The sequence below is a fragment of the Okeanomitos corallinicola TIOX110 genome, from assembly GCF_038050375.1.
GTDB lineage: Bacteria > Cyanobacteriota > Cyanobacteriia > Cyanobacteriales > Nostocaceae > Okeanomitos > Okeanomitos corallinicola.
On sequence record NZ_CP150886.1, the window covers coordinates 1,855,438 to 1,879,757 of the forward strand.

General features: G+C 37.5%; 19 protein-coding genes. 11 read left to right on the plus strand and 8 right to left on the minus strand.

Translation table 11 applies throughout. The features are described from left to right. Positions 1 to 281 precede the first annotated feature (281 nt). A complete protein-coding gene (pgsA, locus tag WJM97_RS08070) occupies positions 282 to 803 on the plus strand; it encodes a CDP-diacylglycerol--glycerol-3-phosphate 3-phosphatidyltransferase (protein WP_353932528.1) in 522 nt (173 codons plus the stop codon). Positions 804 to 890: 87 nt separating this feature from the next. Beyond that, positions 891 to 1,730, plus strand: a complete 840-nt coding sequence (locus tag WJM97_RS08075; RefSeq protein ID WP_353932529.1) for a DUF928 domain-containing protein — start codon at positions 891 to 893, stop codon at positions 1,728 to 1,730. Between the two features lie 7 nt (positions 1,731 to 1,737). Here WJM97_RS08075 and WJM97_RS08080 read toward each other — a convergent pair whose 3' ends face one another. Further along, positions 1,738 to 2,439: a YdcF family protein gene (locus WJM97_RS08080; protein ID WP_353932530.1), complete on the minus strand. Its 702-nt coding sequence runs from the start codon at positions 2,437 to 2,439 to the stop codon at positions 1,738 to 1,740. A 336-nt stretch (positions 2,440 to 2,775) separates the two neighbouring features. Here WJM97_RS08080 and ctpB point away from each other — a divergent pair, with 336 nt between their 5' ends. Then, positions 2,776 to 4,134, plus strand: a complete 1,359-nt coding sequence (gene ctpB, locus WJM97_RS08085) for a carboxyl-terminal processing protease CtpB (protein ID WP_353932531.1) — start codon at positions 2,776 to 2,778, stop codon at positions 4,132 to 4,134. A 137-nt stretch (positions 4,135 to 4,271) separates the two neighbouring features. Beyond that, positions 4,272 to 5,240, plus strand: a complete 969-nt coding sequence (locus WJM97_RS08090) for a glycosyltransferase (protein ID WP_353932532.1) — start codon at positions 4,272 to 4,274, stop codon at positions 5,238 to 5,240. Between the two features lie 38 nt (positions 5,241 to 5,278). On the opposite strand, the gene nth is transcribed toward WJM97_RS08090, so the two are convergent. Together nth and rseP are read right to left on the minus strand one after the other, a co-directional pair. After that, positions 5,279 to 5,938, minus strand: coding sequence for an endonuclease III (gene nth, locus WJM97_RS08095; RefSeq protein ID WP_353932533.1), 660 nt, complete (start codon positions 5,936 to 5,938; stop codon positions 5,279 to 5,281). Positions 5,939 to 6,059: 121 nt separating this feature from the next. Next, positions 6,060 to 7,154 (minus strand): RIP metalloprotease RseP, encoded by a 1,095-nt coding sequence (gene rseP / locus WJM97_RS08100; RefSeq protein ID WP_353932534.1) that lies wholly within the window; start codon positions 7,152 to 7,154, stop codon positions 6,060 to 6,062. A gap of 244 nt (positions 7,155 to 7,398) precedes the next feature. Here rseP and WJM97_RS08105 point away from each other — a divergent pair, with 244 nt between their 5' ends. Next, positions 7,399 to 9,423: a bifunctional serine/threonine-protein kinase/formylglycine-generating enzyme family protein gene (locus WJM97_RS08105; RefSeq protein ID WP_353932535.1), complete on the plus strand. Its 2,025-nt coding sequence runs from the start codon at positions 7,399 to 7,401 to the stop codon at positions 9,421 to 9,423. A gap of 28 nt (positions 9,424 to 9,451) precedes the next feature. Continuing rightward, positions 9,452 to 10,369 (plus strand): ion channel, encoded by a 918-nt coding sequence (locus WJM97_RS08110; protein ID WP_353932536.1) that lies wholly within the window; start codon positions 9,452 to 9,454, stop codon positions 10,367 to 10,369. A 448-nt stretch (positions 10,370 to 10,817) separates the two neighbouring features. On the opposite strand, the gene WJM97_RS08115 is transcribed toward WJM97_RS08110, so the two are convergent. Continuing rightward, on the minus strand, positions 10,818 to 13,865 hold the full coding sequence (locus WJM97_RS08115) for an endonuclease/exonuclease/phosphatase family protein (RefSeq protein ID WP_353932537.1): 3,048 nt from the start codon (positions 13,863 to 13,865) through the stop codon (positions 10,818 to 10,820). A 411-nt stretch (positions 13,866 to 14,276) separates the two neighbouring features. On the opposite strand from WJM97_RS08115, the gene WJM97_RS08120 reads away from it, so the two are divergent. Further along, positions 14,277 to 15,311, plus strand: coding sequence for an adenosine deaminase (locus WJM97_RS08120; protein ID WP_353932538.1), 1,035 nt, complete (start codon positions 14,277 to 14,279; stop codon positions 15,309 to 15,311). A 150-nt stretch (positions 15,312 to 15,461) separates the two neighbouring features. Here the strand turns inward: WJM97_RS08120 and WJM97_RS08125 are convergent, their stop codons facing one another. After that, complete coding sequence (locus tag WJM97_RS08125) at positions 15,462 to 15,791, minus strand: rhodanese-like domain-containing protein (RefSeq protein WP_353933128.1); 330 nt, start codon at positions 15,789 to 15,791, stop codon at positions 15,462 to 15,464. Between the two features lie 296 nt (positions 15,792 to 16,087). Here WJM97_RS08125 and mutL point away from each other — a divergent pair, with 296 nt between their 5' ends. From mutL to WJM97_RS08145, 4 genes are all read left to right on the plus strand, one after another. Beyond that, on the plus strand, positions 16,088 to 17,740 hold the full coding sequence (mutL, locus tag WJM97_RS08130) for a DNA mismatch repair endonuclease MutL (protein WP_353932539.1): 1,653 nt from the start codon (positions 16,088 to 16,090) through the stop codon (positions 17,738 to 17,740). A 134-nt stretch (positions 17,741 to 17,874) separates the two neighbouring features. Further along, positions 17,875 to 18,777 (plus strand): Rpn family recombination-promoting nuclease/putative transposase, encoded by a 903-nt coding sequence (locus tag WJM97_RS08135; protein ID WP_353932540.1) that lies wholly within the window; start codon positions 17,875 to 17,877, stop codon positions 18,775 to 18,777. Positions 18,778 to 18,950: 173 nt separating this feature from the next. Next, positions 18,951 to 19,256: a hypothetical protein gene (locus WJM97_RS08140; RefSeq protein WP_353932541.1), complete on the plus strand. Its 306-nt coding sequence runs from the start codon at positions 18,951 to 18,953 to the stop codon at positions 19,254 to 19,256. 96 nt (positions 19,257 to 19,352) lie between these two features. Next, positions 19,353 to 19,739 carry a WD40 repeat domain-containing protein gene (locus WJM97_RS08145; protein WP_353932542.1) on the plus strand — a complete coding sequence of 129 codons (387 nt, stop codon included), beginning with the start codon at positions 19,353 to 19,355 and terminating at the stop codon, positions 19,737 to 19,739. A gap of 67 nt (positions 19,740 to 19,806) precedes the next feature. Here WJM97_RS08145 and WJM97_RS08150 read toward each other — a convergent pair whose 3' ends face one another. From WJM97_RS08150 to WJM97_RS08160, 3 genes are all read right to left on the minus strand, one after another. Next, positions 19,807 to 20,745, minus strand: a complete 939-nt coding sequence (locus WJM97_RS08150; protein WP_353933129.1) for a serine hydrolase — start codon at positions 20,743 to 20,745, stop codon at positions 19,807 to 19,809. 317 nt (positions 20,746 to 21,062) lie between these two features. After that, positions 21,063 to 23,132 (minus strand): NAD(P)H-quinone oxidoreductase subunit 5, encoded by a 2,070-nt coding sequence (locus tag WJM97_RS08155; RefSeq protein WP_353932543.1) that lies wholly within the window; start codon positions 23,130 to 23,132, stop codon positions 21,063 to 21,065. 562 nt (positions 23,133 to 23,694) lie between these two features. Beyond that, a complete protein-coding gene (locus tag WJM97_RS08160; protein ID WP_353932544.1) occupies positions 23,695 to 24,081 on the minus strand; it encodes a thioredoxin domain-containing protein in 387 nt (128 codons plus the stop codon). Positions 24,082 to 24,320: the final 239 nt, after the last annotated feature.

A 24,320-nucleotide genomic window follows, 5' to 3' on the forward strand; every position in this document is an offset into this window, starting at 1 on the left:
ATATCAAAATACAGATCATCCCATGCTAGGACGCTAAACGTCTATTTTGACAATGATTTTTGGTTGAACGCAGATGGACGCAGATAAACGCGGATGTGGGAATATCTATTTTTTGTTATTTCTAAGTTCAAGATTTCTTGTATTCTTAGGACTTACGTACGAGTTAAGGAATAAATTAACCACTATCTTACCTGTTCCAGATTTAGTTAGTGATTTACATTTGACTTTGGGACAATTATTTGATGGACTGAAATTATAGAAACTTCGCCAATTTAAAGTTTATGAATTTACCAAATACGATTACATTTTCTCGACTTTTAGGAATACCATTTTTATTGTATGGTTTATATATTCCCACAATCCAAGCCCAATGGATATGTTTAACTATATTTTTAATAGCAGCATTAACTGATTGGTTAGATGGTTATTTAGCTAGGAAATTAAATCAAATTACTGATTTAGGGAAATTCCTTGATCCATTAGTAGATAAACTATTGGTACTTGCACCGTTATTAGTATTAGTTGAATTGGGAAAAATACCAGCTTGGGGAGTGTTTATAATTTTAGCACGGGAATTAGCGATCGCCGGATGGCGTGTTAATCAAACTACCATTAGTGGTGCAAATATTTGGGGGAAACTGAAAACAGTCAGTCAGATAATTGCGATCGCCTTACTCATAGCACCTTTACCACCAGCTTGGCAACTTCCCTCAATAATATCCTTTTGGATTTCCGTAATTTTGACCATAACCTCTGGAATTATCTATATAGTACCGCCAAAAAACAGTATCATTACCGAGTAAGCTGAAATAAGCAAATTTAGTCAGATTCAGTACATTATTATTAATAAATTTTCTAGTTCTCACAATTTAGTTAGAGCAGAAGTTATCATGACAAAAAAAACAGCATTTACCATCAAAATTTTAGCAGTTAGATTTTTAACAGCTATCTTCATTATTTCCAGTTTATCAACCCAGAGTCAAGCGCAATTAAACCCTGGCTATAAAGTTAGTGTTAAATTTCCACAAGTAGCTGATAGAGGAGCGCCGAAAAGAACTGAAGGATCAGGTGCAAGAGGTGGTTGTGATTTAGGAGAAAATCAATCCCAGCTAGTCAAATTAAAGGCGATCGCACCAAATAATAACATCATTACCAGCCTAAATCCTCACCCTGCAATTTATGTGTATAGTCAGATTGTTAATAAACCAGTAGACTTTCAGATTTTTGAATTAAATCCTGAAAAAGATATTTACACAACTCAATTTTCACTACCTCAGAATCCAGGTATAGTGAAAGTAAAACTGCCAGAAACACTAAAATTACAAGCAAATAAAATCTATGGTTGGCGATTTATAGTTAGATGTGAACCTGCACAAAGAGACGCTGATAAATTCGTGGAAGGATGGTTAGAAATAAAATCCCTAACAGCACAACAACTGGAAAGATTAGAAAATTTTCCAGAAAATCCAAAATTACAAGCTCAATTATATTCAGACTATGGAATTTGGCATGAAACATTAGAAATTTTGGCCAATTGGCAGGAAAATCATCTGTTAAAATCAGAATGGAATGAATTATTAGAGTCAGTAGAATTAAAAGAATTTGCTAATTATTCTGTAAATTCTTGTTGTCAAGTTGCTGATTCTCCCACAACACCTGTAAATACAAACGATACAGAAATACCTAAAACAGATGCCACCAAAAATAATAGCTGGGGAGGTAATTTATAATCATGATTTAATAATTTTTAATTCCCCCTTGATGTTCACAACGAAAACCTCTTTGTTCCCATGCTTGTATATCTACATCAGCTAATCTTGTGACATTGTGACATTGGGGATAAATAAACTGACTAAAAACAGCCCAGAATAAACTACGAGTAACATCTAATATAGATTTCATCAAAAATTCCCGATTACCGGGAATGCCTTGTTCCTGGACAATATCTGTTTCTACCCAGATACCATGAGATCCTAAAAGAATTTGTGCCATTATTTTCGCTCTCAAGACATGAGAACCAGAAGTGATTAATTTTACCTTGTAAACTCCCCAGTGTTTAAAAATAGGGATACTGTAATAAAAATTTTCAAAAGTAGAACGAGCGCAATTTTCCAGCCAGACCTTTTGTAAATCTGCTGATTCCCGCTGAAAAATCAACCAAATACAGGGATTTGCAGAACCCTGAGAAATCAGAATTGGTATTTGGGAATAATTTTTAGCTTGTTGAGCGACATAAATTTCTCTGCGAATGCTACCCCCAAGGACTAAAACAGCGTCTACAGGCTGTGAAGACGCAGAAACCAAGGTTATAGTAGTCACAATCAGCCAAATAGATAGAAGCAAACCACACCCCAAACCAATATTTTTGAGCAAACGCCTAAACTTTCTCAATCTGCTATGCCAAAAGAATGCTGATTTAGTTGTAAATTTGTGCTTCATAACGTAGAAAATTAAAATTTTCTTGTCTACTATTGAAAAGTTCTACGGCCAATTCAACAAAATGCTATCTTAAAAAAAGGATTTGGAGCATAAAACGTAAATCATGACGAAAGTCACTAATTTTCCGTGGTGGTTTTTGCTATAAAAATACTACACACAAACAACAACTATTAATGAAAAGATAGTAATTTCCACATCATTTACGTGTAAAAAAGTGATGGACAAAGAATAGTTAAAATTAGGAGGTAAAAACTGCAAGTTTTTAAGAAATTTTCAGGAAACTCTGATTGCTAAACTGTCAATATAGTCAATATACAATTATTCCAGCTGATATACATGAATCATTCTGCGAAACGTCACTCACCGCTCCAGGCAGCCTTGATTGGTGGAGCGATCGCTACAACTGCTACTATATCCGTATTTGGCCAAGCGTGGACAAGGTGCGTTCATGCTGCTCTACAAGATAGTCCTAAAGCCTTAGTTGACCAAGTATGGCAATTGGTAAATCGGGAATATGTTGATGGCAAATTTAATCAACAAGATTGGCAAGCAATCAGGCAAAGCTTGTTAAGTAAAGAATATACTTCCAATGAACAAGCTTACGTAGAAATCCGTAAAGCTTTACAAAGATTAGAAGACCCCTACACAAGATTTCTTGATCCCAAACAATTCCAAGCCTTAACCAGTCAAACATCTGGGGAAGTATCAGGGATTGGTATTCGGATGGAAATAGACGAAAAAACCAAGAAATTAACAGTTGTTGAACCTATAGAAAACTCACCAGCAATCAAAGCCGGAATTAAAAAAGGTGATCAGATTTTAGCAATCAATGGTAAATCCACTCAGAATATGAAAGTGGATGAGGCATCAAGTTTAATTCGTGGTCAAGTGGGAACTAGCCTCAATTTACGACTACAAAGACCTGGAAAAAATACTTTTGATGTTAAACTGACCAGAGCAACCATTGAAATTCCCACAGTTAATTATACCCTCAAGCAAGATGGTGGGCGGAGAATTGGTTACATTCAGTTGAGAGAATTTAGCTCCCATGCAGCGGAACAAATGCAGCGAGCAATTAGGGAATTAAACAGGCAAAAAGTTGATTCCTATGTGTTAGATTTGCGTGGCAACCCAGGAGGCTTGTTACAAGCCAGTATTGAAATAGCACGGATGTGGCTAGATAGTGGTGGCATTGTCAAAACCGTAGACCGTGTGGGCAGTAGCGAAGAAACGAAAGCTAATCGCACCGCCTTGACAAATCAACCCTTAGCCGTACTTGTAGATGGTAATTCTGCCAGTGCGAGTGAAATTCTCACCGGCGCACTCAAGGATAATAACCGCGCGGTGGTAGTGGGTAGTAAAACCTTTGGTAAAGCCTTAGTGCAGTCAGTTCATGAACTCGTTGATGGTTCTGGGTTAGCTGTCACCATTGCTCATTACTATACTCCCAAAGGTACAGATATCAACAAAAAGGGTATTGTCCCTGATATTGAGTTAGATTTGACTACAGCCCAACAGCGTCAGTTAGCGGATAATCCCAATTTAATCGGGACTTTGAGTGATCCACAATACGCTCGCGCTATTCTGGCTTTATCAAATAAAAACTTTGCTAAACCTGCAACACCTGCTCAAACTTCCCAAACTGCCAAAACTTCAGCACCTTTGAGTGTGCGGGCTGAAGATTTGAAGTTTTAAATAATCAGAAGATTCAGGAGGGGCGAACAGACGTTCGCCCGTACAGGAGTTCTAGGAAATTTTTACTCTTGCCTTTTGCTTCTTGTTTTTGTTTTTTGCTATATGATAAATATTTGACAAGATATGATCTAATATTTATGAGTGATCATTCACTAGCAGCAACCACTACCCAAGATTTTTTCCCAAAAGTATCGGTAGTGATTCCCATTTATAATGGTGAAGCAGATTTACCAGAGTTATTAAATTGCTTGTTGTTGCAAACTTACCCTCAAGATCAAGTAGAGTATTTATTAGTAGATAATAATAGTAGCGATCGCACTCTTTTTATTCTCCAAAAAACAGCCACAAATTCCCCCATAAATATTCTTCCTCTCAGTGAAAATAATATTCAAAGTTCCTACGCAGCAAGAAATGCAGGGATTAAAGCTGCTAGTGGTGAAATTATCGCCTTTACAGATGCTGATTGTCGTCCTCAACCTCAATGGTTATATCAATTAATTCAACCTTTTATTAATGCAGAAGTGGTAATTGTCGCTGGAGAAATTACCGCCTTACCCGGTAAAAGTTTATTAGAACAATTTGCAGACAAACAAGAAACTCTATCGCAAAAACATACTTTAGCCAATAAATTTTGTCCCTACGGACAAACAGCAAATTTAGCAATTCGACGTAATATTTTTCATAGTTCCGGTTTATTTCGTCCCCATCTCAGTACAGGGGGAGATGCGGATATTTGTTGGCGCATTCTCAAAGCAAATCTTGGTAAATTAGAATTTTCACCTGATGCAATTGTCCAACATCGTCACCGATTAACAATAAAAGAATTAGCGAGTCAATGGCGACGTTATGGACGTTCTAATCGTTATTTACATGAACTGCATGGTGTAGAATTAACCAGAGAAATGAAAAATAAAGAATATGGTTATATTATGCTGCGTTGGTTATTAAAAGAATTTCCCAGAGAAACTATTAAAAATCTGGTTGGTAAATCTAGTTTAGTAAATATATTTAATACTCCTTTAGGTTTATTTACTGGTAGGGAGAGAAGTCAAGGACAAAGAAATGCAAAATTACCAGAAAATGCCAAAATGATTGAATGGTTGTAAATTTTATTTTATATTTTCAGAATTTGACTCCTGACTCCTTAAATAGACAAATTTTGTTTACATAAATCAGCTATTTTACACATATCACAACCAGGAGAACGAGCTTTACAAACTGCACGACCATGATAAATTAACCGAATAGACCAATTTTCCCATTCAGGTTGGGGTAGTAATTTCATTAAATCTTGTTCGATTTTTACAGGTTCGGTATTTTTGGTTAACCCTAAACGCTGACTTAAACGTTTAACGTGGGTGTCTACTGTCACTCCTGCATTGATACCATAAGCGTGCGCTAGAACGACATTTGCAGTTTTTCTAGCTACTCCGGGAAGTTTTAACAATTCTGCCATTTTATTGGGAACAATTGAGTTAAAATCATTAACAATCATGCCACAAGCAGCTTTGATATTTTTGGCTTTGTTACGATAAAAACCTGTCGAACGGACTAATTCTTCTAATTCTAATATATTCGCATTTGCTAAACTTTCTGCATCAGGAAAGCGACCAAATAGATGTGGTGTTACTTTGTTAACTCGTTCATCTGTACATTGAGCGGAGAGAATTGTGGCTACTAATAATTGTACAGGAGTTTGATAATCTAAAGAGCAGGTTGCATCTGGATACAGATGATGAAGAAGGGAGAGAATTTCTAAAGCACGTTGCTTTTTTGATGATTTTGATAATGTTTTACGAGTCACACCAGCAATGTTCAGTTTAATAAATAATTAATTATGTAATTTTATCAGATAATAGTAAGTTTTTTAGGATTGTGGATTTTGATTTTTTAATCATCATAAAAATCCACAATCTCATCTTCAGTTATAATCCTTGGATTAATTGTTGAACAACATCTAACTGAGTGGTTTCTTTGACAATTAAGAAAATACCTAAACCTAAAAGTAGGACTAAACCTGTTTGCATGACACCTTCTTGGATTTTGGCTGGTAAAGGTTTACCAAATAAACCTTCTATTAACAGAAAAGCCAGTTGTCCACCATCTAATGCAGGTAGGGGTAAGATATTAATGACGGCTAGGTTAATGCTAATGATGGCGGCAAAAGATAAAAGATTTGCGCTATTATCTGCGGCCAATTTAGCACCAATTTTGACAATGTTAACTGGGCCTGAAACCTGACTGGCAGTTTCTTGGAAGTTAGTTACTAACTGTCCAAATCCTTTAACTGTACCAATTAATAATTGCTGAAATCTGTCAGCAGCAACGGTAAAAATCTCGATAGGATTTTGAGGATGACGATAAATTGCTTTACCATTGGGTACTAATTCAATTCCTACTAAACCTTTACCATCTGGGCTTTCTGTAGGGGTTAATGTTAAAGGTTTGGTTTGGTTTTCATGTTGGATTTGCAGTTGAATTTGTTCATTGGGATGACTTTGAATTTCTTTAGTCAATAATAAGGGGGAACTTTTATCTGCTAATAATTCTTTACCGTTGACACTGAGGATAATATCACCTGAGCGAATTCCGGCTTGGTAAGCTACAGATTGTTCATTAATTGGTTTAACAATTACCCCTGGTTGAAATTGAAATTCTTGTGGTACACCAACGATACCGATTTGTAAAGCTAGAACTAAATAGGCAAAGATTAAATTTGCTATCACTCCGGCGCTAATGACAATTGCCCGGTCTAAAATAGGACGATTCCGCAGCAAATTCGGATCATTGGGGGGAATTTCGCTATCTGGATCATCATCAGGAAAGCCAACAAAGCCACCCAAGGGGAAAGCGCGGATAGTATATTCCGTTTGTGATCCTTGGTACTTTAGGAGAGTAGGACCAAAACCCAGGGAAAAGCGGTTAGCGTAAATACCTTGGGAACGTGCGGCTATAAAATGTCCTAACTCATGTACCAAAATCAAAATTGCCAAGACGGCGATCGCTGCTAAAACTGACATAGAGCAAAGTAGTCAAAAAATATTTCGGATCTATCTCTTTATTGTAGTTTGGGAATGGGCTAAGAAACTGAAACCATCTGAGAATGTTAGCTACATACCTTCGGTAAGCCATAGCACTCCCTGGTAATTTCCACATCCGAAAAATAGTATCATGATTTTCGCCCCACATTCTATTTACTAGGGTTTATACTAGATTAGTTTGGGTATTTATTTACCGCTATAGGGTTGTAGGTAAAAGTGAACTATGCGGATAGGTGGACGTTACGAAATTCTTGAAATATTGGGAAATGGTGGTTTTGGGATTACCTATAAAGCTAGAGATATGCAAAAACCCAGTAAACCTATATGTGTCGTTAAAGAACTTTTATCCCAACATAATAATACTTTCCGCATGAATTTTTTTCAGAAGGAAGCAAGAATTTTAGAAGCTTTAGGTACACATTCCCAAATTCCTCATTTATTAGCTTACTTTGAAGAGAATGAGAAATTTTATATTGTCCAAGAATTTATTCAAGGACAGTGCTTAGATCGAGAAATTTTACCTGGTAAGCAACTAAGTGAAGGTTATGTAATTAAATTATTGCAAGATGTTTTAGAAGTTCTAGTATTTGTACATGAACAGAATGTGATTCACCGGGATATCAAACCTCCAAATTTAATTCGTAGACAAGAAGATGGTAAGGTTTGTTTAATAGATTTTGGTATAGTTAAAGAAACAGACATTTATAAAAGTAATGGTAGCGTAAAAACTTCAATTATGGCTGGTACTTTTGGTTATATGCCATCAGAACAAGCCAGAGGTAAAACGGTCTTCTCCAGTGATATTTATGCTTTAGGAATCACTGCTATTCAAGCTTTAACAGGTTTGCAATCGCAGGATATTGAAGAAGATCCTCAAACAGCGGAATTGTCATGGCAACACTCTGTTCAAGTAAGTAATCATTTAGCTGCATTTTTAACTAAAATGGTACGTCGTCACCATAGTTTACGATATCAAAATGCCCAAGCAGCTTTAGCAGAATTAAAAAAAATTACCCCTTCTCTCCCCACGGCAATTTTATCAAATCCAGTAGTCACTAACCCCAGAGATTTATATTATCAAGAAGCTAGTAGTTTAGGTCAAAAATACAATGGTAAATTCTCTCCAATCATACTAAAAAGATTAGAGAATAAAAGATTAGATTTAGGTTTATCTGTACAAGAAGCCCAGGAAATTAGAGAATTAGTTATACAATCATATCAACAAAATCAGCATCCTCATCAAGAATTAAAACAAGGAAATAGACAGCAAATTATACCACCCAAATTACCAAAATCTTCAAATCCAAATATTGGTATTAACAGATCAAGGGCTAATTCTCAACCTCAAAAATCACGGTCTTCAGCTATCAAAACCCAACCTTTTGTCTTTGAAACAGCCCAATTAGAGTCAAAAAACCTACTTTTCGGCTTAATTAAAAATCGTGAAATTCAACGCAGTCAAAAAACAGCAAAATTATTTATAGAAGAATTAGAAAATGGGGTAATCTTAGAATTAATTGCTATTTCCAGCGGTAAATTTTTAATGGGTTCATCACAAGAAGAAATCGAAAGTATGGATAGGGGATTTCCCCAACATCTTGTTTTGATTGAACCTTTTTTACTTGGTAAATATCCCATCACCCAAGCACAATGGAAAGCAGTTTCCAGCTTACCAAAAATTCAAATTGATTTAGATCCAGACCCATCTAATTTTAAAGGTTTGAATAGACCAGTAGAACAAATTTCATGGTATGAAACTCAGGAATTTTGCGCCAGACTTTCACAAAAAACAGGCAGATTATATCGTTTACCAAGTGAAGCAGAATGGGAATATGCTTGTCGTGCAGGTACAATTACACCTTTTTATTTTGGTAATACTATTAGCACTGAGTTAGCTAATTATAATGGTGAATATATTTATGGTAATGGCAGCAAAGGAATTTATCGCAAAGAAACAACAGATGTAGGTACTTTTCCCGCTAATGCTTTTGGTTTATATGACATCCATGGTAATGTTTGGGAATGGTGTCAAGATGGCTGGTATGATAATTATATTGGGGCGCCAAATGACGGTAGTGCATGGTTAAATGAAAACGACAATCACCCTCGTAGAGTATTGCGTGGTGGTTCTTGGTCATATCGTCCAGTTTATTGTCGTTCCGCTTATCGTATTAATTATCCTCCAGTTAGTAAAGACCAAAATCATGGTTTTCGTGTTGCTTGTTCTGCTAAATGGAATGAGTCATAATTTATGAACTGTTGGTGCGTTACTAAACATGAAATTGAAATTCAAGAGATTTTTTAAAAACAAAAAAAAGCAGATTATTCCCAGAAGATACCTGAAAATAAACGATGGCAAAGTTGAAATTCTGGGTATGGGTGCATGGCATTCACATTGGCAAGACCCTTACCATTTATTATTAACAATTCCCTGGACTGGTTTCTTACTGCTGATTTTTATTTTTTATATAGCTATTAATTTGTTATTTGCATTAGCTTATTTATTAGGTGGAGATTGTATAGCAAATGCTCAACCTGGTTCTTTTGCAGATGCCTTTTTCTTTAGTGTCCAAACTTTAGCATCTATTGGTTATGGTGCTATGTATCCAACAACGATTTATGCCAATATCATAGTTACCATTGAAGCAATCATTGGTTTAATGACAATTGCCGTAATTACAGGATTAGCCTTTGCTCGTTTTTCACAACCAACTGCGCGTGTGATATTTAGTAAATTAGCTGTAATTACCCAACATGATGGAGTTAATACGTTAATGTTTCGCACTGCTAATCAGCGTCGGAATATGATTTTAGAAGCAAATATTAAAGTTTATTTAATGCGCGATGAAGTCACAGCAGAAGGTCAATTTATCCGTCGGATTCACAATTTACAATTAATCAGTAATCAGACACCTAATTTTTCTTTGTCTTGGTCAGTTATGCACGCAATTGATAATAATAGTCCTTTGTATGGCATGACATTAGATTCATTAATTAAGACTCATTCTTCATTGATTGTATCTTTGACTGGGATTGATGAAACTGTAGTTCAGTTAGTTCATGCTCGTCATGTTTACGGGATTAAAGATATTCGCTGGCATCATGAGTTTGTTGATATTATTCATTACACTTCTGATGGACATCGTTATATTGATTATGAGCATTTTCATGATGTTTTGCCTGTGGAAAAATGAGCGATCATATCTTCCAAACTAACATCTTACTATCGGTGAAAAATAATTATTTTTGAGACAGCACTTCTGGTTATTTTTCTGGTAAAAACTCAATTTCTAATATTTGTGTGATTTCATAATAACAATATCCAGATGATATTCTTAAATGAAAAGTAAGTATGGAGAGTGTGGGAATGTGGACTTTGTTAAAAACCAAGTTTAATATTTACCCTATCGCATCTCTACCTTTTGCTTGAGGGAAAACAAGGAGACTGAGAAAATATATTGAGGATACTGTAGAGGACGCAGAGAAATCCGGGTTTGAGAGATTTTTTACGTAAGTCCTATTCAAATTAAAATAGACAATCTCCCACTAACCAAACGTAATGGGAGATTATCTAGTAATTAAACTACACTCCTAATTCCTCTCTCTGCGTCTGTGCGTCTGTGCGTGAAAAAAAATAATTCATTACACCAACACAAACTGCTGAGAATCAGTTACATCCAAACTCACAGCTTGAATACCAATCAAAACAGCCAGAGTTTGATTATCAAAACTAATCTGAGTATCAGCACCCACCTGACTTAATTGCAAAGTAGATGTAGTAATACCCAAACTGACAGCACCATTAATACCAATCACATCAATCCCAACTTGGAAATCAACAATGGTATTAGCAGCTTGTGGTGGTTCAACATTCACAATCCAGAATTGATCATTACCATCACCACCAGAAATTAAGTTACCACCACCTGCTTGCACAAAGAAACTATCATTACCATCACCACCTAAAACTCGGTCATTGCTTCCCAGATAGAAAACATCATCACCTGCACCACCAGACATCCGGTTTCCACCTTGAGCATCAGTAGCATCAAATTCGTCATTACCACTGCTACCGAAAACTCTATCTCTGCGATTGATATAGATAGTATCATCGTCACTACCTAGATTAATGCGGTTATCCCCTGCATTAGCTAAAGCTCCCAGCAATAGGTCTACAGAGTCACTACCTGCTCCAGTAAACAGAATATCTTGTACACCATCAAAGCTGCTGCCGGCAATGGGGAAGATGTCATCATTACCGGGTGTACCAACGGAAGGAAATCCAGGGTTATTAGGGTTATCAGTATTTTCAGCGATTGTCAGGGTTACTAAAATTGGGTCGTGGTCACTTGCTCGTTCCTCATTGTCTACAAACTCACTATTAACATGAACAATGTCAACTTGGGCATTTGCACTCAAATTATTGCTCACCAAAATGTGGTCAAGGGATTGGGAATTACCATCAAAGATGAAAGTATAGCGTTCATTTTCTGGCAAAGTATTGGTGAGGTTAGTTAAAACAGGATTATCATCACCTGCCAAAATACTCAAAGGTGAAATAAATTCAAACTCATTTAAATCACCGACGACAACGATATTAGAATTAGGATTAGTTGCCAAAATCCCGTCTACAAAATCATTTATCGCTTCAGCTTGAGCGCGACGCTGATCTAAAGATCCATTAATTGTAATATCTTCCTGGCCATTACCAGCAGATTCACCACCGACAGAAGGTTGATTTACACCAAATAATGGACTACTACCACCTTTAGATGAGAAGTGATTGTTAACTACTGTGATCTCTTCACCATTAAAAGCGAAGTTGGCTATTAGCGGTAAGCGAGTGTCAGTGAAAGCAGCAAAACTAGAAGAGGGTACTGTTTGAACAGAATCTGCTACCAAATCCACACGACTGTCATTGTATAGGAAAGCGTTACGGATATTTGCACCGGGCTGTCCACCACTGTTGTTATTGCTAATGAAAGTATTGTCAATGAATTGGTAAGTGGGGCCACCTGCGGCGGTGATCGCATCTATCAGGGTTTGTAGAGTTAGACTGGCACTGAAAATTCCATCATTGGTACTGCCACTATTGTCTTGAATCTCCTGTAAACCAATGATATCAGGACTTTGGAGATTATTAACGATTTGATTTGCGATCGCATTAAAGCGACTATCAGTAAGATCAAAATCACCATCACCATCGTTAGGATCAAGGTTAAGAACATTGTAAGTGGCAATGGCTAAAGTATCACTATCCTGAGTCAAAGTAGTAACTTCAGGTTGCAAATTAGCAGACTGAATATTACCAACAAAGTCTTCTGTGGGAATGATCTCAAAGTTACCAAAGTTATATGTAACCACACCAGTGACATCACCCAACCTATCACCAACATTCACATTGGGGAAGGCAAAATCAAACACACCATTATCTGCGTCAATTTGGATGCGTTCGGGGTTAAAGTCGTCCGGTGCAATGTTAATTGTGCCACGTTCACTTAAACCAGTTGCACCCGCACCATTATCAGCAACGGTATAAATTTCTCCAAACCTGTTGGTAGGACTCACAGCAATTAAATCTGTAGCTGTAACTCTCATTCCTTCCACAGATTCCCAGAAATCAATCCCGTCAGTGGTGGGGTCAAAGGATGTGAGTCCATCGTCGTCAATGACCTGGAATGGAAGCACTCGACCACCTGCACCAAGAATAACCGCACTGGGTAAAGCATTACCACTGGAGAGGATGGTGATTGTGGGATTGCCACTAATTTGGGTAGTGGAAAGATTGCCTGTACTTGTTCCACCGGGAGTAAATTCACTGACTGTACCTGTCACAGTAATAGCATCACCAACGCTGACTGGAGGAGCGCTACCGGTAAAGACAAAAATGGCTTCAGAAGTAGCAATATTATCATCAGGGTTGGGGTCTTGGAAATAAAACCCATTGGAGTCAACAGCAGTAACAATACCTGGTACATCTGTGACAATTTGCCCCAGTAAAGGCGATGTGTGACCTGCTCCTTGAATGGTATGAATTTTGATGGATGCAGCAGTAGCTAAGGTAAAGGCTGTGTTACTAAAAGGTACATCTGGGGCTACTGTATCAATACTTTGATCACCAGAACCATCTTGAGCAATCCAATTGCTAGGATTATTGATAATTGGTAAATAGTCAGCAAAATCAGCAGCACCTGTTCTATCACTGTTAAAAGCAGCAATATCCGCGCCATTAGCTACTAAAGATGATAAATCTAAGGCATTTACTCCAGCGGTTAAACCTGTATTAGTGAGTGTTCCATTGCTTTCACTAAAACCACCTGCGGCGATTGCTGTAATAAATGTGGGTGAATTTCCATCTCCCTGATAAGCATAAAGCACTTCACCACTGGCACTCAGTCCCCTATTATTGCCTCGTTCTGCTACGGGTTGGGTAATTGTTCCTGTGCTGGAAGTAATCTCTCCAGAACCAATATTATCAATGCGGATGATAGTTCCTGCGGAGATTAAACTGTCAGATGTCCAGCTAAAAGCGCCTTCATTTGTATCATTCCAAGCAGTACCGTTCCACTCGTTATCTTCAAAAATAATTACTTCGTTAGGGTTAATATCAACTAATGCCACAAAAGCAATGTTGTCATTACCATCGGCGTTAAACCCAACAAAGGCGATATTTCCAGCGGTAAGTGCCATAATTTCAAATTCCCCTACAATTTTTAGTGGTCATCCTATTTAGTAGGTTTGCCTAATTTGTTTAAGGGAACACAAAGTAAGCATTATTAAAACATTATCAATAGACATCTTCAGAAATTAAATATGTGTTTATGTGTTTTCTAAAACCCTTGTAGAGACTTTCCATAGGTAGGGATTCTCGACTCTACATTCATTTTCGGAGATGTCTAATGGTTTTTTCTATAATGATCTGACTTACGCATTTTTACGTATTATTAGTATAATAAGTTCTAATTAATTAGTAATCTTATATCTTTTTACAATCTTATTTAAAAATAATGGACGACACCAAAAAATATTTCTGAGAATATATATTTATTTTTTTATAATTTTTGTTACAATTAATGAAATTTTTATCTAAAAATTACCATTATGGCCTTATACGCTGAGTTACATAGACACCTGGGGGGTTCTGTCGTCCCCCGTGTGTTGTGGCGGTATTTTGAGCGCCATGCTACGGATTTAATTTCTCGGTTTAGTGAATATTCGGAATTTGAAGACTTTTACACCCGTCCTCGTAACACTTTAGATGAGTATTTGGAATTGCATACTTTAGTGGAAAGTGTGCAAACAGTGGAGACATTACCGTATTTTATTTATCGCTTATTGCGTGGTGCGTATATCTTTGAAAATTTAGCTTATTTAGAACTACGTTATACTCCCTATTTACGCACTCCTGAACATCTAAATCAAAACGAAAGAATTGATAAGATGGCGGAAATTGTGGAAGTTGTGGGTAAAGCTAGTTGTTCTTTAGAATATCCCATTGTTAATAGTCAAATTCTCTGTATGCACTCTCGTTTACCTTTTGAGGTGAATAAGGCAATTGTAGATTTAGCAGCAGCAAATAGAGAATATGTTTGTGCAGTGGATGTGGCTGGAGGCGATCGCAATTATGCTGAAAGAATGTCAGAATGGATTAGTTTATATGATTATGCCCGTTCTTTAGGTTTAAATACCACTGGACATCTTTACGAAACTCAGGATGGTTGTTATCCAGAACTTTTACCTTATTTAATGCGAATTGGTCATGGTATCCAAATTCCTTTATTGTACCCGGAATTATTACCGGAGTTAGCTAGGAGAGGACAATGTTTAGAAGTTTGTCCGACGACTTATTTAAAAACAGGAACTTTACAGGATATCAGGCAATTAAAAGTAGTTTTTGATCGCTGTTTTGATGCAGGGGTTGATATTGCTATCTGTACAGATAATGCGGGTTTACATAATGTCCGTTTACCCTTTGAGTATGAAAATTTATTGACTTACGACATTATTAATTTCCAACAGTTAAAAGCTTGTCAGGATGCAGCTTTCCGTCATGCTTTTGCTTGGCCACATAGTCAACATCCAGCTTCTTTATTAACTGGGTTATTGAAACCTGAACCAGCTAAAGTTTTGGTTTAATGTAGTTTAATTTAGATCACTGACTTCTTAAAGAAGTCAGTGGCCTTTGATTATAGCAACGAACAAGGCGATTGAGACATAAGCTAAAACTTAGATACTGAAAGACTTCTAGCACTGTCACCTATCACCTGTTACCTGTCACCTTCTGTATTACACTCCTTCTGTAGCACCACCAATTTTTTTCCAAGCAGCTAAACCACCAGGAATTTCTGAGACATTTTTAAACCCAGCAGCTTGTAATATTTTCACTGCTGTGGTCGCTTGAATATCAGTTTCCCCGTAAACGCAGATTTGACGCTCTTGATGTAAACTGGATGTAGCGCGTGCGTACAAATCATCTACAGGGATAGAAATTGCTCCTGTGATATGACCATGATTGTAAGTGAAGCGATCGCGTACATCAACAATTGTGAAAGCGGGTTGACCCCATTCGAGACACAACTTTAAATCATTAACATCAGCAACTAAATTACTCATCAGCTTTTTTTTTGCTTAGAACCTTACCAGAAATCTATCAAAAATACTTTTATAATTCGGTTTTCTTGACTATTAATCTAAAATTCTTTATAGATATTAATGAAACTTATTTTAGCACGATTCAGCTATGAGCTATCAGCGGTAGGCTTTTTCAACTGACACCAGATATTATTACTCATGAATCCTCGTTTCTGAAGAATGAAATTATGCTCAGAATTAGAATTTAAAAGCCATAATATTGTAAGCTAATTGTCTGTACATTCAGGCAATTCTTAATTTTTAATTCTTAATTTTTAATGATGGCATCTACTATTCAAGCTTTACCGACAGAAGTTGTTTATTTAATTACCGCTGGGGAAGTAATTGATAGTTTTGCTTCGGTTGTGAGGGAATTAGTAGAGAATTCTTTAGATGCTGGTGCAACCCGTATAGTAATTTCTCTGTGGCCGCAAAATTGGCGAGTCCGTGTAGCTGATAACGGTTGGGGAATGAACTTAGATGATTTGCAACAAGCAGCAACCGCACACAGTACCAGTAAAATTTACTCTCCTGATGATTTGTGGAAAATTACCAGTTTAGGGTTTCGTGGTGAAGCATTACATAGTTTAACAACCTTAGCAGATTTAGAAATTCTCAGTCGTCCTATGGGGGGATATGAAGGATGGCAAATTGTTTATAATGATAGTGGAGAAATATTAGAAAAAAAAGTTGCAGCGATCGCACCTGGTACTGTAGTTACAGTTGATAATTTATTTGCTAATTATTCCGCACGTCGTCAAGGTTTACCCAATGCTACACAGCAAATGAAAGCTGTCCAAGGGATAATACAACAAATTGCTTTGTGTCATCCTCATGTTACTTTTCAGGTGTCGCAAAATGATAAACAATGGTTTACGATTTGTCCTGCTGCGAGTGTAGGTAAATTAATTCCCCAAATTTTACCCCAAATTAAACCCGGTGATTTAAAAGAAGTTGATTTAGAAATACCTAAAACCGAATCTAAAATTACCTTAGTCATTGGTTTACCCGATAGATGTCACCGTCATCGTCCTGATTGGGTAAAAATAGCAATTAACGGCAGAATGATTAAATGTCCAGAATTAGAACAGACGATATTTTCAGCCTTTCATAAAACCTTACCACGCGATCGCTATCCAGTTTGTTTTTTACATCTGACAGTTTCCCCCGACCAAATCAACTGGAATCGTAACCCTTCCAAAACAGAAATTTACCTGAATGAGATTGAATATTGGCAAGAAAAAGTAACATCAGCAATTAACCAAAGTATCCGTATTTCTGAAGCGAATATTAAAGAATCAGTTCATACATCAAGAGTGAGTAATTTACTCAAAGTTGCCGAATCAAAAGGTAGTTATAACTTTAATTCTCAGTCAGAAAATAAAACAACTCAAAATTATTTAAAAGCAGTTGCTCAAGTTAGCAATATGTACATAGTTGCTGAACATTCTGGAGGAATGTGGTTAGTAGAACAACACATAGCCCATGAAAGAGTATTATATGAAAAATTATGTGATAATTGGGAAATTGTCCCTGTAGAAAGTCCGATTATTCTTTATCAATTATCATCTGCACAGGTGGAACAACTAGAAAGAATTAACTTAGATATTGAACCTTTTGGAGAAAAACTTTGGGCTGTACGCAGTATTCCCACCATGTTAAAAATCCGAGAAGATATAGCCGAAGCATTATTAGAATTAAGTTGGGGAGGAGACTTACAAACAGCCCAAGTTGCAGTAGCTTGTCGCAGTGCAGTTCGTAATGGTACACCCATGAATTTACCAGAAATGCAGCAATTATTAAATGATTGGCAAAATACCCGTAACCCCCGCACCTGTCCCCACGGTCGGCCTATTTATTTATCATTAGAAGAATCTGCATTATCAAAATTTTTCCGTCGTCATTGGGTAGTGGGTAAAAGTCATGGAATTTGATTGGTGATTGGTTAAAATAAATATTTACATAAGATTTAGATTATTTTACTTTGATTTGATATGATAATGATCATAGTAGGATTCAATTTTTAAAAATTCCAGAATAGAAAAATCATAAATTAATAAAATACTTTATGCGTCGAGATTCAATTTTTTATAAACTCTTTCAACAATCTCCCTCTCTATTATTTCAACTTCTGCAAAACCCTCCAGCTAATGCAGAAGATTATCGTTTTGATTCCGTAGCAGTCAAAGAACCAAAATTTGAAATTGATGGAGTATTTTTACCACCAGAAAATGAAAATAGGGGTGTTGTTTATTTTTCGGAGGTGCAGTTTCAAAAAGATGAATTTCTTTATGAAAGAGTATTTGCCGAATCTGCACTATATTTTTATCGCAACCGTCAGAGGTTTAGTGATTGGCAAATTGTTATAATTTACCCATCCCGGAATACAGAACAAAGCGATATTTACCCCCATCGTACTTTATTAAATGGTGAACAATTCCATCGTATCTATTTAGATGAATTGGGAGATATTCGTCAATTACCTATCTGGGTAGCATTGATGGTTCTGACAACCTTAGAAAAAAGTCAAGCACCAGAGGAAGCACGGTATTTGTTAACAAGAATTAAACAAGAAATACCAACGCCATCAAGTCAAGTCATAATAGAAATGATCACAACGATCATCGCTTATAAATTTGAGAACTTAACCCGCATTGAGGCTGAAGCTATGTTAGGAATTACATTTGAAGAAACACGACTGTATCGGGATATTAGAGAAGAAGCAAGGGAAAAAGGAAGGGAAGAAGGAAGGGAAGAAGGAAGGGAAGAAGGAAGGGAAGAAGGGTTAGAACAAGCAACAGTTAATTTAGTTAACCGACTATTAACTAAGCGATTTGGAGAATTATCTCCAGAAATACGCGCTCAAATTTCTGCTTTATCATTACCTGTACTGGAAAATTTGAGCGAGGCTTTGCTAGATTTTAGCAGTATTGCTGATTTACAAAGTTGGTTAGGAGAGGTGAAAAATTAGGAGCATATTTCAAACATATTTCAAAACTATACCAATAAATTACACTTCCGTAGCGTTAGGTAAAATCAAAATCTGCTTACCTGCGGAAGTATTATTATATTTTATGGCTCTCTCAGACTGGTTATGTTAAAATAATATAAACAAAACAAATAGTTGAAAAATTTCTAAAAGATGTGATTAAAGACTGTGGTGGGGAAAATGAACAAATAGCAAGATTACTTTTATATTTACTTACAGATGAAAATGGCACAAGACCTTTAAAAACTCGCGCTGAGATAGCAACACAGTTAGTAGATAAAAGTGAAAAAATGAATTTATTGTTAAATATCTTTGTTGCGTCTGGTTTGGTGTTACTCTTACCAGAATCACCTGCGGATAGATATCAATTAGTGCATGATTATTTGGTTGAGTTTATTCGTCAACAACAAGGAAATGAATTATTTACAAAATTGGTAGAAACTCAAAAGCAGCTAAAGTAACAAAAAGAAGCCAATCAAATATTAAATCAAGCTAGAGAACAAGCTGAAAAGTTACTCAAAGAAGCACAAAAGGGAACAGAATTAGAACGTGCTGGTATGAATGCTTTAAGGCAATTTGAGTTTGCCCAGTTAGAGGCACTAATGGCTGCTATGCACAGTGGCAAAGAACTAAAAAATATCGTTAAAGATGGTCGTCCCCTGGAAAAATACCCAGCTTTTAGCCCTATTTACGCCCTGAATACTATTGTTGACAATATTAAAGAAATCAACCAATTTCAGGGTCATCAGGGTTATGTCATTAGTGTGAGTTTCAGCCCCGATGGAAAAACCATTGCTACGGCATCTGATGACAATACAGCGCGGTTGTGGCCTGTGCGGTATTTGGACAGGGCTTTAAAGGATGGTTGTGTGTGGTTGCAGGATTATTTGCAGAATAATACGGGTTTGAGTGAGGAGGAGAGGCGGTTGTGTGATGATATTTGAATTTGTCAGAAGTGGCTATCTCAAAGTCAGCAATGATGAGGTTTTTAATTTCGCCTTGTGCCTGATACTATAAATTGCTAACCACCCTGGCTACTTGTTGAGAAATAAAAGGTAAAATATCCCGACTTTTAGCTTGTGCTTTCCCTTCTGTAAATACCACTAAAAGATAAGGACGTTGTTCAGGTAATTCAATATAAGCTGCATCATGGCGGACAGAACTTGTCCAACCTGCTTTTGACCAAATTTGACTATTTTCAGGTAAACCACCGCCTAAGAAGCCTGTAACCTGGTCTTCTTCCACATCTTGGGGTAATTCTGCTGGGTTAAGACTGCGTTTGAGTAAAGACATCATTTGTTGGGATCTACTGCTAGAAACCGCCACCCCACCGACTATACTATGTAATAATCGGGCAATAGCATTAGTTGTTAGCATATTCCGATTTGCAAACATTTCCCCATAAAAAGCCCTTTCTCTTCCATAAGGGCCATCACCCCAGGTTTTTTGACAAACATTAATATTTGCCATTTCTTCCCAACCTAAAGATTGATAATAGCGGTTAATAATATTTCTTTGATATTTCCAAGTTTCAAAAGGCCCAGTAGGTAACTCAGGCCCCGAAGTAGTACCACTGAGAATATCAACAATTAAACTGGTAGCATTATTACTAGAATCAATAATCATATCACTCAAGGCTCTTTCTAATTCCTTAGAAGTATTAGTCATGCCTTTTTCTAACCATTCATGTACCGCTACCAAATAAAATAATTTCACCACGCTGGCGGGATATATGCGTTCTCCACCACGATAATCAAAACCCCTGACTGCATGATTCCAAAAAGCATCAGGAGTCAAAGCACCGCCAGTATTTACCGGCACAGGAGGGTCATAAACAACCCAAGTTAAAGCAATTTGATTATGGGCTAAACTATCAAATTTTGACCAAGTTGCCTCTAAAATTTCATTACCCAGATGTTGTAATTGTTCGTCTTGATGGAAAAAAACCATTTGTAAATAATTTCCTAGTAGTATTCTTAATTTTATGTCTGAATTAATTTTATCACCCACATTACGCACTTCAATAAGTAGCATAAATAAACTACATTCACGAGCAATTCAAAACTATAGTTTTCAAAAATCAAATAACCATCAAAAAATAAATTATTCACACTAGAATTCGCTTTTTATTTCGCTGCTTTCCTTCGCGTCCTTCGTCCCTATCCCTACGGGACGCTCTGCGAACGTGGTTCAATAACTTTGCGCCTTTGCGCCTTTGCGTGAGAAAAAAACAAAACAGGGGGCAGAAAAACCCACCCCCATTAAAATCAGGTAACACCAAAAACAATCACCAAGCCCAAAACAGCCCCAAAAACAATTAAGGCATAGAATTGAACCCGACCACTTTCCAGGTATTTCAAACCTTCACCACTAACCAAAGTAAAGAAACCAGTCAAATTAACCGCACCATCAACAACGCGGAAATCAACTTCCATCACTTGTCTAGCCACACGACGCAAACCAAGCACAAACACACGATGATAAATATCGTCAAAATACCACTTATTCAACGATAACTCATACAGTGGTTTGATTTTAGATGCGATCGCAGCGGGGTCAATTTTCCGAGCCAAATACATCAGCACAGCCAAAGTAATACCCACCACAGAAATAGCAATAGAACTACCCGCCATCACATAAAACTCATGGGGGTCAAATTCCGCAGCTTTTTCCATCACTTCAGCTAAGTTTTCATTAGGAGAAAAGATAAACTGCTCAAAATAATTAGCGTAGGGAGTACCTATCAAACCAATTAACATTGAAGGAATAGCCAACACCAACAACGGTAAAGTCATCGTCCAAGGAGACTCATGAGGAGAAGTGCTGTGGTGTCCGTGGGAGTCGTGACTATCCAACTCACCTTTTTTCATCGCTCCTGGGCCAAAATTAGGTTGTAATTCCAAACCTAACTTAGCTGCTGCCTCATTTTTTAGCTGGGTTTTGATTTTCTCTTCATTACCCCGGAATTTGCCTTCAAATGTTGAGAAATACATTCTAAACATATAAAAAGCGGTAATTCCCGCAGTCAACCAACCAATAAACCACAGTAAAGGGTTAGCTGCAAAAGCCGCACCGAGAATTTCATCCTTTGACCAGAAACCAGCAAAGGGAGGAATACCGGAAATTGCCAAACAACCAATTAAAAAGGTAAAACCAGTTGCGGGCATATATTTCCGTAGTCCACCCATTAACCGCATATCCTGCGCCAATACGGCATCATGGCCAACTACGCCTTCCATCCCATGAATGACCGAACCTGAACCCAAAAACAGCATCGCTTTAAAATAAGCGTGGGTCATCAGGTGGAATAAACCTGCACTGTAAGCACCTACTCCCATGGCCATGACCATGTAACCGAGTTGGGAAATGGTGGAGTAAGCCAAACCTTTTTTGATGTCATTTTGGGTCATAGCGATAGTCGCCCCCAAAAATGCTGTAAATGCGCCAGTAAAGGCAATCACGTTCATCGCTGCGGGAACGTGTTCAAACACTGGATACATCCGCGCAATCAGGAATACACCAGCCGCCACCATTGTTGCCGCATGGATGAGGGCAGAAATAGGTGTAGGGCCTTCCATTGCATCTGGTAGCCAGACATGGAGGGGAAATTGGGCAGATTTGGCAACGGGACCGAGGAAAACTAGAATTGCTAAGACAATGGCTAGGAAATTGCTCACAGAACCAGTTTCTACCAGTTGTCCTAAGCGCTCGCCCATCACCATGAAATCAAAGCTGCCTGTTGCCCAAAATAGCCCCAGAATACCCAGTAGTAAACCAAAGTCACCGACACGGTTAGTGACAAAAGCCTTTTGACAAGCATCTGCTGCTGCTTTGCGATCGTACCAAAAACCGACTAGGAGATAGGAACACATCCCTACCAATTCCCAGAAGATATAAATTTGTACCAAGTTAGGACTGACAATCAACCCCAACATGGAAGAGCCGAATAAACTGAGATAGGCGTAAAACCGCACATAACCGGGGTCATGGGCCATGTAGCCATCAGTGTAAATCATGACCAGGAAGGCTACCGTTGTCACAATCACCAGCATTAGGGCTGTGAGGTGATCAATTGTATAGCCCATAGTCAGGTGAAAATTACCTGCTGCTGCCCATTCCAAGGTGCGGAGATAAGGCTCATGTCCTTGATATTGACTCCACAGCAAGGCCAAGGACAGACCCATAGCTGCCCCCATCAGGGAGATAATTACCACAGCGTTTAACTGTCGCAGGCGGTTTGTCACCTGATTTATAGAAATTAGTCCTAGACCAACCAGCATTGCTCCCAAAAGAGGTAATACTGGAATAATCCAGGCATACTGATAGATTACTTCCATCACTTACGCCTACTTTTAGAATTCTTGACAAATTGAGGACAGTCCCGCAGGAAATTGTTTCCTGATCTGACTGTGCAACACAAACCTGATCAAAATCGCTCATATTTTAATAAATAGAGGATTTTAAGGTTTGCTTCCTGCTTCTACCAAGTCCGCTGGCGGTTTCTTGTCCACAGGCGTAAATTCCGCACTTGCCATGCGTAATCTGTTGAGAGATCCTGGTGGGAACTGCTAACAATTGTAAGATAACCCCAATACTTGTCAGTTCATGGAGAAAATAAAAGGAGCAGAGGGAAAGGAAAAAGCCTTACCATTAACAATTTCACCTTTTCCCCAGCCAAATTGAAATTTGACAACAGCCAACTGAGTAATATGACAAAATTTCACTCTATTGGTAATTGGATATAGCTTAATCATAGACATAAACCACTGTTTTTAAGGCTCAAACCTGAATAAAATACCCCACTCTATATAGCAGGGTGGGGTCTTGAATTTGTTAAGGATAGTTTTATATTTGGAGACAGGGTTAGTGATCAGTTATGAGTCTATTTACTGTTTCCAACTACGCAGAGCGACATTCTAAATCTGCTGTTTTTGTGATGTTGTAGGTTTTATTGTTAGTCATGTAACTGAGTTTAATTTCTTCTAAAGCTAGGCGTAAATCATCTCGACTGCGAAAACCCTCAAGACGTTTCCTGATTATGCCTTTATCAATCAACAGTAAAGTTGGTAGCGATTTGAGCCGATAAGTATTAGATAGCTTGAAATTTTGGTCGGCATTAACAGCTACAAGTTTAATTTCGTTGTTACATTCAGTTTGAAATTGTAACAACAGGGGATGGATGATGCGACACAAGCCACACCAGGGAGCCTCGAAATTAACTAAAACGGGAATTGGAGATTCTAAAACTTCTTCAGTAAATGTCCGCTCACTAACCGACAACACCATGACGCCTCTTGAGTTATAGGGTTTTTATATTAAAGTAACTATCAGTAGCAGGGATTGGCAAGTCAGGTTCTTGAGGTATTGCTGACAAAAAAGCCAGCGCGACATTGTTCACGGTGGCTTTTCTCGATGCTCAAATCCTGATTGATTGCCTTTTCCTCCCCAGGAAAGTAGCTTGACCAGCAAATACCAATACTCTATATCAGTCCAACTGAGGAAACCCTCACTGATAGCTATTTAAA